The 14,065-nt window shown below is 39.6% G+C and carries 16 protein-coding genes; 11 read left to right on the forward strand and 5 right to left on the reverse strand.

Annotated features, from left to right (window positions below; genetic code table 11):
* Window positions 1-4: 4 nt before the first annotated feature.
* Window positions 5-556: a translation initiation factor IF-3 gene (gene infC / locus AC1M9M_RS10220; protein ID WP_081403231.1), complete on the forward strand. Its 552-nt coding sequence runs from the start codon at window positions 5-7 to the stop codon at window positions 554-556.
* Between the two features lie 451 nt (window positions 557-1,007).
* Here infC and AC1M9M_RS10225 read toward each other — a convergent pair whose 3' ends face one another.
* Complete coding sequence (locus AC1M9M_RS10225; protein WP_179998611.1) at window positions 1,008-1,478, reverse strand: Hsp20 family protein; 471 nt, start codon at window positions 1,476-1,478, stop codon at window positions 1,008-1,010.
* Window positions 1,479-1,758: 280 nt separating this feature from the next.
* Here AC1M9M_RS10225 and AC1M9M_RS10230 point away from each other — a divergent pair, with 280 nt between their 5' ends.
* The 6 genes from AC1M9M_RS10230 (at window position 1,759) to AC1M9M_RS10255 (ending at window position 4,517) form a co-directional block, all read left to right on the forward strand.
* On the forward strand, window positions 1,759-2,376 hold the full coding sequence (locus AC1M9M_RS10230; protein WP_481587547.1) for a glutathione S-transferase family protein: 618 nt from the start codon (window positions 1,759-1,761) through the stop codon (window positions 2,374-2,376).
* A 72-nt stretch (window positions 2,377-2,448) separates the two neighbouring features.
* Window positions 2,449-2,748 (forward strand): hypothetical protein, encoded by a 300-nt coding sequence (locus AC1M9M_RS10235; protein WP_035265366.1) that lies wholly within the window; start codon window positions 2,449-2,451, stop codon window positions 2,746-2,748.
* On the forward strand, window positions 2,745-3,170 hold the full coding sequence (locus tag AC1M9M_RS10240) for a YqaA family protein (protein ID WP_035265367.1): 426 nt from the start codon (window positions 2,745-2,747) through the stop codon (window positions 3,168-3,170). Before AC1M9M_RS10235 ends, AC1M9M_RS10240 begins: the two co-directional genes overlap by 4 nt.
* A gap of 158 nt (window positions 3,171-3,328) precedes the next feature.
* The gene (gene rpmI / locus AC1M9M_RS10245) at window positions 3,329-3,523 is read left to right on the forward strand and encodes a 50S ribosomal protein L35 (protein ID WP_004278281.1); all 195 of its coding nucleotides are present in this window, start codon (window positions 3,329-3,331) and stop codon (window positions 3,521-3,523) included.
* A gap of 11 nt (window positions 3,524-3,534) precedes the next feature.
* Complete coding sequence (gene rplT, locus AC1M9M_RS10250) at window positions 3,535-3,894, forward strand: 50S ribosomal protein L20 (RefSeq protein ID WP_004867327.1); 360 nt, start codon at window positions 3,535-3,537, stop codon at window positions 3,892-3,894.
* Between the two features lie 83 nt (window positions 3,895-3,977).
* Entirely contained in the window at window positions 3,978-4,517 is a 540-nt protein-coding gene (locus tag AC1M9M_RS10255; protein ID WP_092768349.1) for a P-loop NTPase family protein, read from the forward strand.
* Here AC1M9M_RS10255 and AC1M9M_RS10260 read toward each other — a convergent pair.
* Window positions 4,502-5,527: a hypothetical protein gene (locus tag AC1M9M_RS10260; RefSeq protein ID WP_035265371.1), complete on the reverse strand. Its 1,026-nt coding sequence runs from the start codon at window positions 5,525-5,527 to the stop codon at window positions 4,502-4,504. The genes AC1M9M_RS10255 and AC1M9M_RS10260 overlap by 16 nt on opposite strands.
* Window positions 5,528-5,696: 169 nt before the next feature.
* On the opposite strand from AC1M9M_RS10260, the gene pheS reads away from it, so the two are divergent.
* The 3 genes from pheS to AC1M9M_RS10275 all read left to right on the forward strand — a co-directional run bounded on the left by pheS (window position 5,697) and on the right by AC1M9M_RS10275 (window position 9,472).
* Window positions 5,697-6,677 carry a phenylalanine--tRNA ligase subunit alpha gene (gene pheS / locus AC1M9M_RS10265; protein ID WP_035265373.1) on the forward strand — a complete coding sequence of 327 codons (981 nt, stop codon included), beginning with the start codon at window positions 5,697-5,699 and terminating at the stop codon, window positions 6,675-6,677.
* A gap of 120 nt (window positions 6,678-6,797) precedes the next feature.
* A complete protein-coding gene (gene pheT / locus AC1M9M_RS10270; RefSeq protein WP_481596269.1) occupies window positions 6,798-9,179 on the forward strand; it encodes a phenylalanine--tRNA ligase subunit beta in 2,382 nt (793 codons plus the stop codon).
* Window positions 9,176-9,472: an integration host factor subunit alpha gene (locus AC1M9M_RS10275; protein ID WP_035265376.1), complete on the forward strand. Its 297-nt coding sequence runs from the start codon at window positions 9,176-9,178 to the stop codon at window positions 9,470-9,472. Before pheT ends, AC1M9M_RS10275 begins: the two co-directional genes overlap by 4 nt.
* Window positions 9,473-9,613: 141 nt before the next feature.
* Here AC1M9M_RS10275 and AC1M9M_RS10280 read toward each other — a convergent pair whose 3' ends face one another.
* The 3 genes from AC1M9M_RS10280 to trxA form a co-directional block, all read right to left on the reverse strand.
* The gene (locus tag AC1M9M_RS10280; RefSeq protein WP_481596270.1) at window positions 9,614-9,898 is read right to left on the reverse strand and encodes a hypothetical protein; all 285 of its coding nucleotides are present in this window, start codon (window positions 9,896-9,898) and stop codon (window positions 9,614-9,616) included.
* Between the two features lie 401 nt (window positions 9,899-10,299).
* A complete protein-coding gene (rho, locus tag AC1M9M_RS10285; protein WP_035268567.1) occupies window positions 10,300-11,568 on the reverse strand; it encodes a transcription termination factor Rho in 1,269 nt (422 codons plus the stop codon).
* A gap of 319 nt (window positions 11,569-11,887) precedes the next feature.
* Window positions 11,888-12,214, reverse strand: coding sequence for a thioredoxin (gene trxA, locus AC1M9M_RS10290; RefSeq protein WP_035268564.1), 327 nt, complete (start codon window positions 12,212-12,214; stop codon window positions 11,888-11,890).
* A gap of 269 nt (window positions 12,215-12,483) precedes the next feature.
* On the opposite strand from trxA, the gene ppx reads away from it, so the two are divergent.
* Window positions 12,484-14,004, forward strand: coding sequence for an exopolyphosphatase (ppx, locus tag AC1M9M_RS10295; protein ID WP_035268561.1), 1,521 nt, complete (start codon window positions 12,484-12,486; stop codon window positions 14,002-14,004).
* Window positions 14,005-14,065 lie beyond the last annotated feature (61 nt).

Below are 14,065 nucleotides of genomic sequence, written 5' to 3' on the forward strand. Positions count from 1 at the left end.
AAAGATTAAACAGCCTGACCGTAACCAACAACAAGGTGCTAAAAGCAATCGTCCTGCATTAAATGATGAGATTCGTGCGAAAGAAGTGCGTCTCGTTGGCGCTGACGGAGAACAAAAAGGCATCGTTTCACTTGCTGAAGCGTTGCGTGCTGCAGAAGAAGTTGATCTTGACCTCGTTGAGATCGTTGCGAATGCAGAGCCGCCTGTTTGTAAAATCATGGATTACAACAAGCATTTATTTGATCTGAAGCAAAAGCAAAAAGATGCTAAGAAAAAGCAGCATCAAGTTCAGGTTAAAGAGATCAAGTTGCGTCCTGGTACAGACGTTGGTGATTACAATGTTAAGTTGCGTGCTATTCTGAAATTCCTTGAAGAAGGCAACAAAGTTAAAATTACTCTACGTTTTCGTGGTCGTGAGATGGCTCACCAACAATTGGGTCTTGCTCAATTACAAAAGATTGAAGCTGATGTGGCTGAAATCGGTGTAGTGGAACAAGCACCAAAAATGGAAGGCCGTCAAATGGGTATGTTACTTGGTCCTAAAAAGAAAAAGTAAAACCGATTTAGAGAAAAAGCCCTGCACATGCAGGGCTTTTTTATATGTTGATTGAAGGGATATAGGTACATCCTGAGTTAGTAAAGAGAGGAACGACTGTAGTTGGGGTATAAATCATCAGTTGAATATTTCCATCAGGCAGTACTTTAGTGAAGTCTAATAAACTTATATTTTAAATTTCTCGAATCATTTTGTGGCTTGAGTAAAAAATGTAATTATTTCGACAGGTAAACTCGTACTTATGCATAGAAAATTCTAGATGGATGGTAAAACTGAATAGGTTTAGAGTGTTTACTGTCTTGAAAGATGACCCAAAAAGGATTTTTTATATTGCACATCAGCACATCAGCACATCAGGAAATTCGTTGCTCAAAGTACCTGTAGATTTGATCTATAAAAAAAGCCGATACTTTTGCATCGGCTTTTTTTGTGACTCATTAAGTTCGATGCTTTATTCGACATGAACTGTTTTTTCAGTAGACTCTGTATTTTCTAACAGAAGTTTTTTGCCAATTGGAATTTGTCGAGGTAATTTCTCTTCTGGAATGATACGCTCTAAGTCGATCACTAATAAGCCATTTTCATAATCTGCTTGTTGAACTTCAATATGTTCATCTAAGCGAAGCGATAATTTAAATGAACGACGCGCAATTCCTTTATGAAGATATTCGGTTTGTTCAGATTGAATAGCTTCTGGTTTTCCTGTGATCGAGAGAAGCTGATTTTCAAGACTGATATTTAACTCATCTTGACTAAATCCTGCAGTAGCGACGACGATGCGATATTTATTCTCACCTTTTTTTTCAATGTTATAAGGTGGGTAGTTTGGAGCATCACTTTGCATTGCATAATCAATAAAATCGTTTAAACGATCAAAACCAATGCTACGACGAAACAATGGATGAAGATTTAAGTTACTCATGATTAAAACCTCCTGAGGTCAGCAAAGTCATAAAAATAAGAATGTTGTTCTGTCATGACTATCATCAACAGAACCAGATGATCATCATAAATCTGGCAATTTTTTATATAGGTTCAGACCGAAATTTTTCAATAATAAATTTAAAAATTTTTAAAAATATTTTATAAATAATTGATTTTTTATAACTTATAAATAAAAAATTTCTATCCTTGTTGTTTGGTTTGAAATGATTTATGGTGGATAAATCAATCAACAAAGGGCATATGGAGCCTGAACTGTAATGATCGATTTATATTATTGGGGAACACCCAACGGATTAAAAATAACAATTGCACTCGAAGAAATGGCTTTAGATTATCAAATCTATCCAATCAATATCTTAGAAAATGATCAGTTCCAAGCTGACTTTCTTACGATTTCTCCTAATAATAAAATTCCTGCGATAGTTGATCAAAATGGACCGAATAATCAAGCAATTTCGATTTTCGAATCTGGTGCAATACTGCAATATTTAGGACGTAAAACGGGACAATTCTATCCTCAGCACGAAATCGCGAGGATTCAGGTCGAACAGTGGTTGATGTGGCAAATGGGTGGTCTAGGACCGATGTTAGGTCAAAATCATCATTTCGCTAAATTTGCTAAAGAGAAAATCCCTTATGCGATCGAGCGCTACATTACAGAAACCAAAAGATTATATGGAGTGCTCAATAAGCAGTTAGTTGGGCAAGACTATGTGGCAGGTGAGTACTCTATCGCGGATATGGCAATTTTCCCTTGGTTGATGCGGCACGAGTGGCAAAGTATTCGTTTAGCAGAGTTTCCTGAAGTGGAAGCTTATATTCAACGTATCCAACAGAGACCAGCGGTACAAAAGGCGCTTGCACTACTAAAGTAGATCACGGATTTAAGTGTGATAAACTCTACATATCTAAACCACCATTCGGTGGTTTTTTTATGGAGAACTGCCATGAAGGATTTTTTTTTAAATTTTAGCAAAATTGTTGAATCTAATTCAAAAGTATACTGGGCAATTATTGCTGGTATTTTACTCTGTGTTGCTTCTTATATCGTCGAAATATTTCATGTGCAAAATATCATTGCAGCAATCGAACCAGATTCTAGGGATCAATTAAAACAGGTGATTCCAGCGACAACGAGTAAATATACGGTGCTACGTGCCATCATAGTAGTGTTAGCAATTGCTTGGTCGATAAAAGAATATCGTAAAACTCAGAAACTTCTAGCGGTGAATAAGTCCAGTAAATGAATCTGATTTTATTGTTCTTAAGTGCCTTTGGAGCCGCAACTTTATTGCCCTTACAGTCCGAAGCAATATTGTTGGGGTCATTTGCTCTAAAACAATTTTCGCCGTGGATGCTTATTTTTGTTGCAAGTGTAGCGAATGTGATGGGTTCATGCGTTAATTGGTGGTTGGGCTTAAAAATAGAGCAGTTTAAAACCAAAAAGTGGTTTCCATTTAAGTCAGATCAAATGATTCGTGCTCAACGGGCTTATCAGCAGTATGGTACATGGTCACTTCTTTTAAGTTGGGTGCCTATCATTGGTGATCCAATCACCTTAATTGCAGGAATCTTGAAAGAAAAATTCTGGAAATTTATCTTCGTGGTGGGTATAGCGAAAACAGGTCGATATCTATTTATTTACTGGGTGTATCTTGGTTTGTTCTAAATTTTCGTAGAGTAAAACTCATCAAGATTAATTTGTCTGAATCAAGATTAACGGTGCTTTTGTTTTGCGCAAAGATGCTATAGAATACTCGCTCCCTTACCTGCAGGTCGTATTGTAATGGTGCAAACGAGCCGAACAGGTGTTCAAAAGAGGTTGTTATGCCTAAGATGAAAACTCGCCGTGGTGCAGCAAAACGCTTCAAAGCGACTGCTAACGGTTTTAAGCGTAAACAAGCGTTCAAACGCCACATTTTGACCAAAAAATCTGCTAAGCGTATTCGTCAATTGCGCGGCTGTGTAATGGTTCACGTAAGTGACGTTGCTTCAGTTCGTCGTATGTGCCCGTACATCTAAGGAGATTATAAATGGCTCGTGTAAAACGTGGTGTACAGGCTCATCGCCGTCACAAAAAAATTCTTGCTCGCGCTAAAGGTTACTATGGTGCTCGTTCACGTGTTTACCGCGTAGCGTTCCAAGCGGTAATCAAAGCAGGTCAATATGCTTACCGTGACCGTCGTCAAAAGAAACGTCAATTCCGTGCTTTATGGATTGCGCGTATCAATGCTGGTGCACGTCAAAATGGTTTGTCGTACAGCCGTATGATCGATGGCTTGAAAAAAGCTCAAGTGATCATCGACCGTCGCGTACTTGCTGACATCGCTATGCATGATGCAGTTGCATTTGCTGCTTTAGCTGAAAAAGCTAAAGGCGCATTAGCTGCTTAATCATCGTAGATGAGAAAAAGACCGCTTTTTAGCGGTCTTTTTTATTTTCATTGTTTACGACCAAATAAAGCCAAGAGATTGGTATGAATAAAATTATGGTCGTCGGTACAGCAGCATCTGGGAAAACAACCTTTGCACGTAAGTTGGCTGTTCAACTGCAAGTCGATCATATTGAACTTGATAATCTCTTTTGGTTGGATAACTGGACTGAGTCATCTTCAATAGAATTTCAAGAAAAATTTATAAATCGTGTTAGGTCTATGAATAAGGGCTTCGTGATTGATGGTAATTATTCTCTGATTCAAAATTTAATCTTAAGTGAGATCGACACTGTGATGTGGTTGGATTTTTCACTACGCGTAAATCTTTATCGTGTGATTAAGAGGTCGCTATACCGTGTGATTAGCCAAAAGAAAATATGGAAAAATTCTAACAATAGAGAACATTGGGCGAAATTGTTAAGTAAAGACTCAATAATATTGTGGGTAGTCCAAACACATGGGAAAAATAGACTTAAATATTTGCAGATGATGAATGCCACTCAATATCATCATATAAAGTGGCTACATTTTCATAAAACTGAACAATTAGATGAATTTTTAAAACATCACAGTCCAAAATAGTAAGCGCAGAAACAGATTATTGCAGTGACTAAAATGAGGGCAAACACATTTGATTTACCTGTTTTAGGTGTGGGTTGGTGAGAACTGGAATCATTGTTGAAAAAGCGTTTTCCATGTTGAGTATGTGTTAAGGCTTCATCCAAAGGGGAGTGAATTTCGGGGCTTTTTAAATGAGCAGTTTTATAGTGATTTGCTACTTTAGTAATGAATTTTGCACTCAGGTCATCTAACTTTTGTTGAAATACCTTCAGTTGTTTTTCTTCCTCAAGAGATTCTTGATGATCTTGCTCCAAAAGCTTTCGTTTTTGAATCTTTAAATGTTGTTCTAGATGCATGAAACGCACTAAGGTTTCATTGGCATAAGGTGCTGCATAATCTTGTGGCAGTAATGGTAAGGCAGCTCCAGCGTTGGAGGGTGATTGATCGTCAGTACCATAAAAGATTGCGCCACGTTTAACGGATTCCACCCCTTGTGCTAATGCGCGATCGAACAGCTCATTCTCTGTGTAGTCGTGAATATCATTCCAATTAGGTGCTTGAAGATCTGCCTCAACACGTTTGATATGTTGGGTGGATAGATCAAAACGCCAAAATGTTTCAATTCGTGCAGGGAGTGTTTGGTTGTTTGGTATGTCGAAGTCTTGTTCAGAACTATACCATTCGGCAAGTTCTTTACCACAGATCCATGCTGTTTTTACATTGCGGTGATGACTGACAATGAAATGGGGATATGGTAAAAGCTCAACATTTGGATTGGGATTTTTTTCATCGATTAATAAACTTGAGTTATGTAGGCTTAAGCGTGTGACACCCTGACGTTTTAAGCTTTCTAACCAAACTTGGAAATGTTGTGCCAATAAGTGTTGCGTATTTAAATCTCGAAAAAGGAAATGGTGCTGATTAAAAATCGCATGATTTTTCCAGTGTTGAAAACTTAAATCCTGACTTAAAAACTCATTGCCGTAAGTCACGAGTGTGAGCTGTTGTTTCCAAATTTGATCTAATGCCATGACATATCTTCTCAATGATCATTGCGCATATCTTAAACTTTTTATAAATGTAATTTCCAATTTAATTCCACATCCAATTTTAACACTTGCTGATCTTCATACGGAGCTATAAAAGCTGTTAGAATGCGCAGTTATATTATTTTTTATATTTGTTGCTTTGAGAGTTACTATGTCACTGGAAGCCCTGACCACTGAAGCGCTCGCTGCCATTGCAGCAGCTCAAGACCTTGCAACACTCGATCAGGTTCGAGTGCAATTTACGGGTAAGAAAAGCCAGCTTGCTGAACAATCGAAAGCACTGGGTAAAATGGATCCGGAAGAGCGTAAGGTTTTTGGTGCGCAGATTCATTCAGTTCGAGAAGCGATTAATGGCGCATTAACTGAGCGTCAAACTGCATTACAAAAAGCTGCACTAGAACAAAAATTAGCAAGTGAACAGATCGACATCACGTTGCCTGGTCGTGGTCAACAGGTGGGCAGTATCCACCCAGTGACCCAAGTACAAGAGCGTATTTGTCAATTCTTCACGAAAGCAGGTTTTTCTGTTGCGACTGGTCCAGAGGTTGAAGATGACTATCACAACTTTGAGGCATTAAATATTCCTGGTCATCACCCTGCGCGTGCAATGCACGATACCTTTTACTTCGATGTAAACCATTTGCTTCGTACGCATACCTCTGGTGTACAGATTCGAACGATGGAAACACAGCAACCACCAATTCGTATTGTATGTCCAGGTCGTGTGTATCGCTGTGACTCAGACCAAACACATTCTCCGATGTTCCACCAGATTGAAGGTTTGTACGTTGCAGAAAATACGAGCTTTGCTGAGTTAAAAGGATTATTGGTTAATTTGCTGAATGAGTTCTTTGAAAAAGACTTGAAAGTACGTTTCCGCCCATCTTACTTCCCATTCACAGAACCAAGTGCTGAAGTCGACATCATGGATGAGCGAGGAAAATGGTTAGAAGTATTAGGTTGTGGCATGGTACATCCAAATGTTCTTCGTTCAGCGGGTATTGATCCAGACAAGTACAAAGGCTTTGCATTTGGTTTAGGTGTTGAACGTTTTGCAATGCTTCGTTATGGCATAAACGACTTGCGTATGTTCTACCAAAATGATGTGCGTTTCTTACGCCAGTTTGCTTAAAACTTTTTATTAAATCCTCTCCTAACTTGAGGAACTCCACAGAATCATTTGGGGTTCTCTCCCTTAGCAAAGGGGGTTAGAGGGAGGATTCTAGAGATTTGAATTACAGGTTTTATATCAATGAAAATTAGCGAAAATTGGCTACGCACATGGGTTAACCCAGCCATCGATAGCGATACTTTATCTGACCAACTGACCATGCTTGGCCTTGAGGTAGATGATTTATCTCCTGCTGCAAAACCATTTACAGGTGTGGTTGTAGGTGAAGTACTTACGGTAGAACAGCACCCAGATGCAGATCGTTTACGTGTAACGACTGTCAACATTGGTGTGGGTGAACCATTACAAATCGTCTGTGGTGCACCTAATGTACGTGCAGGAATGAAAGCACCCGTAGCAACCATCGGTGCAGTATTGCCAGGTGATTTTAAAATCAAAAAAGGTAAGCTTCGTGGTGTTGAATCACAGGGTATGCTGTGCGGTGCATCTGAAATTGATTTAGAAGATAAAATCGACGGTCTACTCGAGCTTCCCGCGGACGCGCCAGTCGGTGTAAACGTACGTGAATATCTAGACCTTGATGACAACGTGATTGATATTAGTATCACACCAAACCGTGGTGACTGTTTCAGTATTCGTGGGATTGCACGTGAAATTGGTGTGATTAACCAACTTCCCGTGACTGCGCCTGAAATTAAAGAAGTGGCTGCAACGATTGCTGATGAAAAGAAGGTCGTTGTATCTACTGAAGGTTGCCCACGTTACTTAGGTCGTGTGATCAAAAACGTCAACACCAAAGCGCCAACTCCTGAATGGATGGAGCGTGCACTGGCTCGTTCTGGTATCCGTCAGCACAGTATCTTGGTTGATATTACCAACTATGTATTAATGGAGTTGGGTCAACCGCTTCACGCATTTGATGGTGGTAAAGTTCAAGGTGCGGTACACGTTCGTCAAGCAACTGCAGGTGAAAAACTTGTTCTCTTGAATGAGCAAGAAGTTGAAATGCAAGACAACGTGATGGTGATTGCAGATGACGAAAAAGCATTAGCAATTGCGGGCATCATGGGTGGCTTGTCTTCATCGGTGACAGACGCAACGACTGAAATCTTCCTTGAATCAGCATTCTTTGCACCGCTTCATATCGCAGGTCGTGCGCGTAGCTTCGGTTTACATACAGATGCGTCTCAGCGCTATGAGCGTGGAGTAGATTTCGAACTTCCAATGATCGCAATGCACCGTGCATCTCAGTTGATTTCTGAGCTTGCAGGTGGTGAATTTGGTCCAATTATGGTAGCAGAAAATCCAGCAGTATTACCAACACGAGAAGCAATCGAGCTTGAGCAGGCGCAAGTTGATCAACTTCTTGGTTATAAAGTTGACTCTGACTTTATTACTGATGCGTTAACACGTCTAGGTTGTCAGGTAGCAATTAAAGCACAAGGTCAATGGTCTGTCGTACCGCCATCACATCGTTATGATATGGCAATCTACCAAGACTTAATTGAAGAGGTTGCGCGTATTCATGGTTATGACAACATTCAAATCAGCTTGCCTGTGATTGATGTGAAACTTGCAAAATACCAAGATCAATTTGAAGTTGCACAATTACGTCAAACTTTGGTTGCTCTTGGTTATCAAGAGGCAATCAGCTTTAGTTTTGCTGATCTAAAACTTGAAAAACAGTTAAATCCAAGTGTAAATCCTTTGGCATTGGCAAATCCAATTTCAAGTGATTTGGCGGTAATGCGTTCGACTTTACTTTCAAGCTTAATTCCTTGTGTCCAATACAACGTTAATCGTCAACAAAGTCGCGTACGCTTCTTTGAGCTTGGCTTACGTTTTGATTATCAAGAAGCCACCAGTATTCATGATCTTAAGCAAATACCTACACTTGCGATTGTGGCAACAGGTGCGAAGAATCAGGAATCTTGGCATGCTAAACCTCAGCCAATGGATTTCTTCGATTTTAAAGGTGAAATTGAGGCTGTATTGGCGGCTGGGCGAGTTCAAGTAGAATATGTGCGTTCAGAGCGTTCATGGTTACATCCAGGTCAATCTGCTGAAATTTTAGTGGACGGACAATCAATTGGTTATATTGGTCGTTTACATCCATCGCTTGAAGATGAGCTTGATCTCGCAACGACATGGGTGGCAGAACTCGATCAATCGTCTGTTTTGCAAACTTATGTATCTAATTTTACAGAATTATCACGATTTCCTTCAGTGAGACGTGATATTGCAGTTTTAATTAGTGATAAGATTAATGTTAGTGAAATTCAGCAACTTATCGAAAAAACTGGAGGAGAGTTACTTGATTCTTCTTGGTTATTCGATGTGTATACGGGTCAAGGTGTAGAAGAGGGTAAACGTTCATTGGCGTTTGCACTTTTATGGCAGCATCCGAGTCGCACGCTTGAGGATGCTGAAATTAAATCTGGTATGGATAATATTTTACAAGTGTTAGAAAACACTTACCAAGCGACATTGAGGGCCTCATGACAGCATTAACAAAAGCAGAAATGGCTGATCATTTGAGTGAGCTGACGAGTTTAAATCGTCGTGAAGCTAAACAAATGGTTGAGTTGTTTTTTGATGAAATTAGCCAGGCATTAATTGCAGGTGAACATGTCAAATTATCGGGTTTTGGTAATTTCGAACTGCGTGACAAGCGTCAGCGTCCAGGGCGTAATCCAAAAACAGGTGAGGAGATTCCTATTTCTGCTCGCCGTGTAGTGACCTTCCGTGCTGGTCAAAAGTTTAGACAGCGTGTAGGGACAGAGCAAGTCGATTAATCGCTTGATCAAATAACATAAAAAAACCTGAGCTCAGCTCAGGTTTTTTTATGCTCTTAACTTTATGCGTATTCATAAAATTCAGCGCATAAAAAAAGAGAACCAAAGGTTCTCTTTTTTTCGAATAATCTAAACTTTAGATTATTGAGCAGCAGAAGCAGCAGCAGTAGCGTCAGCAGCAGCGTCAGTAGCGTCAGCAGCAGCATCAGTAGCTTCAGCAGCAGCAGCGTCAGCTTGAGCAGCAACTTCAGAAGAAGCTTCAACAGCAGCAGCGTCAGCAGCTACAACAGCTTCAGAAGCAGCTTCTACAGCTTCAGATGCAGCAGCGTTTGCGTCAGCAGCAGCTTCTTCAGTTTTTTTAGCACAACCAACGAAAGCTAAAGTAGTAGCAACGGCAGCAGCAATAGCAATTTTTTTGAATAACATGGCATCACTCTCATTAAAATAAATTGAGACAAAAAACCCGGTTAGTCTGTTGTGTGCTTTTATTATTCCTAACGTTAGTAAGGTTAATAACGCATGGAGCAGCCTAACTGGTATGCCGACATGCTATCACTGAGTATTTTGAATTACTACTAGGCGAAATGAAAAAATGCTTAAAAAATGAGAAATTTGCCCCTATTTTTAACAGAAAATTACAATCATTTTTGCATTTTGAATTGGAGAAATACTAAGTAAATACTTAAAAAATAAAGGGAATTAAAATACAAGATGATAAAAATCACATACTTGCAAGAAAAGTTACATTCAAAAGTCGGTATTGTGTATTTATGTAAATGGTGTCAACCCAAATAAAAGGCCATCAATAAATGATGGCCTTTTGCGTATTAGTTGGCAGCTTTGCGTTTCATTTGATCGAAGAAATCATCATTGGTCTTGGTTTCCTTCATGCGATCAAGTAAGAATTCCATCGCAGCAAGTTCGTCCATAGGATGGAGAAGCTTACGTAAAATCCAAACCTTACGTAGTTTATCTTCATCCATGAGACGTTCTTCACGACGTGTACCAGATTTCTTGATATTCATCGCAGGGAATACGCGCTTCTCTGCAATACGGCGATCAAGCGTAATTTCTTGGTTACCTGTACCTTTGAATTCTTCGTAGATGACTTCATCCATTTTACTGCCAGTTTCAATTAAAGCAGTAGAAATGATCGTAAGTGAACCACCTTCTTCGATATTACGTGCAGCACCGAAGAAACGTTTTGGACGTTCTAAAGCGTGGGCATCAACACCACCAGTTAAAACTTTACCTGATGATGGAATAACAGTGTTATATGCACGTGCTAAACGTGTAATTGAGTCAAGCAAAATAACAACGTCTTTTTTGTGTTCTACCAGACGTTTCGCTTTTTCAATCACCATTTCAGCGACTTGAACGTGACGTGCAGGTGATTCGTCAAATGTTGAAGCAACAACTTCACCACGAACGGTACGTTCCATTTCTGTTACTTCTTCTGGGCGCTCATCAATGAGAAGAACGATTAGGAAGCATTCAGGATTATTACGAACAATAGATTGAGCAATGTTTTGGATCAACATTGTCTTACCAGCTTTAGGTGGTGCAACAATAATTGAACGTTGACCTTTACCAATTGGAGCAACTAAATCGACAACACGCGCAGTTAAATCTTCAGTCGAACCATTTCCTAACTCCATCACTAATTGTTCAGTTGGGAATAAAGGCGTTAAGTTTTCGAAAAGAATCTTATTGCGAGAGTTTTCTGGCGTGTCGTAGTTAATTTGATTCACTTTTAAAAGTGCAAAATAACGTTCGCCTTCTTTTGGTGGACGAATCGTACCTGTAATCGTATCCCCAGTGCGCAAATTGAAGCGGCGAATTTGAGAAGGGCTGACATAAATGTCATCTGGACCCGCAAGGTAAGACCCTGCTGCAGAACGTAAAAAACCGAAACCATCAGACAGAATTTCAAGAACACCATCGCCGAAAATTTCTTCACCATTCATAGCATGGCGTTTCAAAATGGCAAAAATAATGTCTTGCTTACGGTTACGTGCCATTCCTTCAAGGCCCATGAACTCAGCAATTTTGATGAGTTCGCCTATCGGTTTTTTCTTGAGTTCAGTTAAGTTCATAAATGGTCGATTGAATTAAAAGGAAGTGTGGAACACAGATAGAATAGAAGCAAAAGACATCCGCAGTGCAAGAAAAGAGCAGCAATTGATTTGCACAATAACAAACTCAGAATCTAGTAAGTTCTTTCGAGGAGAAATGTGTAAACAATTTCTTTAGCCGAGCGGCGATCTTATGTTTTGTGTATTGTAAGAAACGAGGAGAAATTGTCCAAGTGTTTCTTGATCATGCAATATAAGTGAGATATGGCTCTTTGTCAATTTTACCGTCAAAAAAAGCGCCAAAAATTTGACGCTTTCAAGGCAATTAAAATTGAAAGAATTAGATATTTTCTTCAATAAAAGCTGCAAGTTTAGATTTAGGAGCTGCACCAACTTGTTGAGCAACAACTTCACCATTTTTGAACATCAATAAAGCTGGGATATTACGAATATTGTAATTTACAGCAGTTTGTTCGCATGAAGTTACGTCAACTTTTACGATTTTAACCTTACCTTCGTATTCAGTTGCTAAAACTTCAAGTACAGGAGCAATAGCTTTACATGGCGCACACCAGCCTGCCCAAAAATCAACAAGAACTGGCGTGTCAGAATTTAAAACGTCAGCTTCAAAATTAGCATCAGTTGTATTAACAATATTAGCAGACATGGAATTTGCTCCGAATAATTTTTTGAAAACGGTCTATCTATGTATATAAGTATTACATAGACCACTTTAACAAAGTAGGGGATAGGGTTTATTTTCGGACTAAATTCTGTAAATGTCTAATTGATGCTCACGATTTCCATGATCGGTGTAACACAATTGTCATATATGATGATTTTTTAAATAGTCGTTAAATTGACTAAATAAATGGCTTTTAAATTACAGTTATGTGAATTAATCTAGGCACAATTCTGGTTGAACTTAGCGCAACAATGTCTGATTTTTTGATTGATGAAGAACTCCTTGCAGCCATTGATATGGGCTCAAACAGCTTCCACTTGGCGATTGCTCGAGTTGATCATGGTGAGGTAAAAAAAGTCGCATCGATGTCTGAAAAGGTCCAATTGGCCGCAGGTTTAGATGAAAATAAAAATTTGACAGAAGCTGCTCAACAACGTGGTTTAGCATGCTTAGCTCGATTTGTAGGGCGCCTAAGTTCAGTCCAATCCAATCGCTTAAGAATTGTCGCCACCAATGCGTTGCGCCAAGCTAAAAATGGGCATGAATTCATTCAAAAAGCAGCTGAAATTCTGCCTAAACCTATTGAAATTATTGCTGGTCGTGAAGAAGCACGTTTAATTTATTTAGGTGTATCACATACTATGGCGAACAGCGGTCGCCGTTTGGTGATTGATATTGGTGGTGGCTCGACTGAGTTAATCATTGGTGAAGAGTTTGAGCCGATTCATACTGAATCCGTGCAAATGGGATGCGTTGCATTTACGAAGGCCTATTTTGCAGACGGCGATATTAATCCAAAAGCTTTCGATCGTGCGGTGACTGCTGCACGCAAAGAAATCTCGGGTATCGCGACAACTTATCGTGCGGCAGGATGGGATACTGTTGTCGGTTCAAGTGGAACCATTAAAGCCTGTCGTCAAATTGCGGTAAATATGGGCTGGAGCGATGATCAGGAAAACTTGACTCGTGAAGGCTTGGAAAAACTTAAAGATAAATTACTCAAATATAAACATATTTCAGACATGGAATTTGAGGGTCTTAAGGAAGATCGTCGTGCAGTCCTACCTGCGGGTATTGCGATTTTATACGCTGTATTTGAAGTTCTTCAAGTTGATAAGCTGGTCTATTCAGATGGCGCCTTACGAGAAGGTGTAATGTATGATTTGCTCGGGCGCTTCCAGCATGAAGATATTCGAGATCGTAGCGTACAAGCCTTGATGGGGCGTTATGGTGCTGATCAAAAACAAGCAGAACGTGTTGTTGAAACGGCTCAACAATTATTTGATAGCGTGGCAGGAACGCTTGGTCTAAATAATGACGATAGTGATTTGCTACGTCGAGCAGCTTATCTTCATGAAATAGGTTTAGCCATTAGTCATAGTGGTTATCATCGTCATGGCGCATATTTGCTTCAGCATTCTGACATTGCTGGTTTTTCACAAATTGATCAAAATCATTTGTCACATTTGGTCGCTCATCATCGCCGTAAATTGCGTGCTGAAGCAAAAAATGATGTGACGAAAGTCGGTGGAATTAAACTTGTCTATCTATGTTTGCTCCTTCGTCTCGCAATTTTGCTGAATCACAGCCGAAGCGATGAGATGCTTCCTGCCATTGAATTAAAGATATTAGATGAGCAACAATGGCAACTGAAAGTTTCTGGTGATGCAAAACAATGGCCTTTGTTGGTTGCAGAGCTGCATGATGAGCAGGTGCAATTTAAACATTGGGATATCGTTTTGAATATTCAGTCGGAACAATTTATTGGCTAACAGAAGCTGATAAGCGAATTTTATTAGTTAACTACGTCATAGTTAATTTAGGGATATTCAT

Source organism: Acinetobacter sp. ANC_7503, assembly GCF_056780035.1.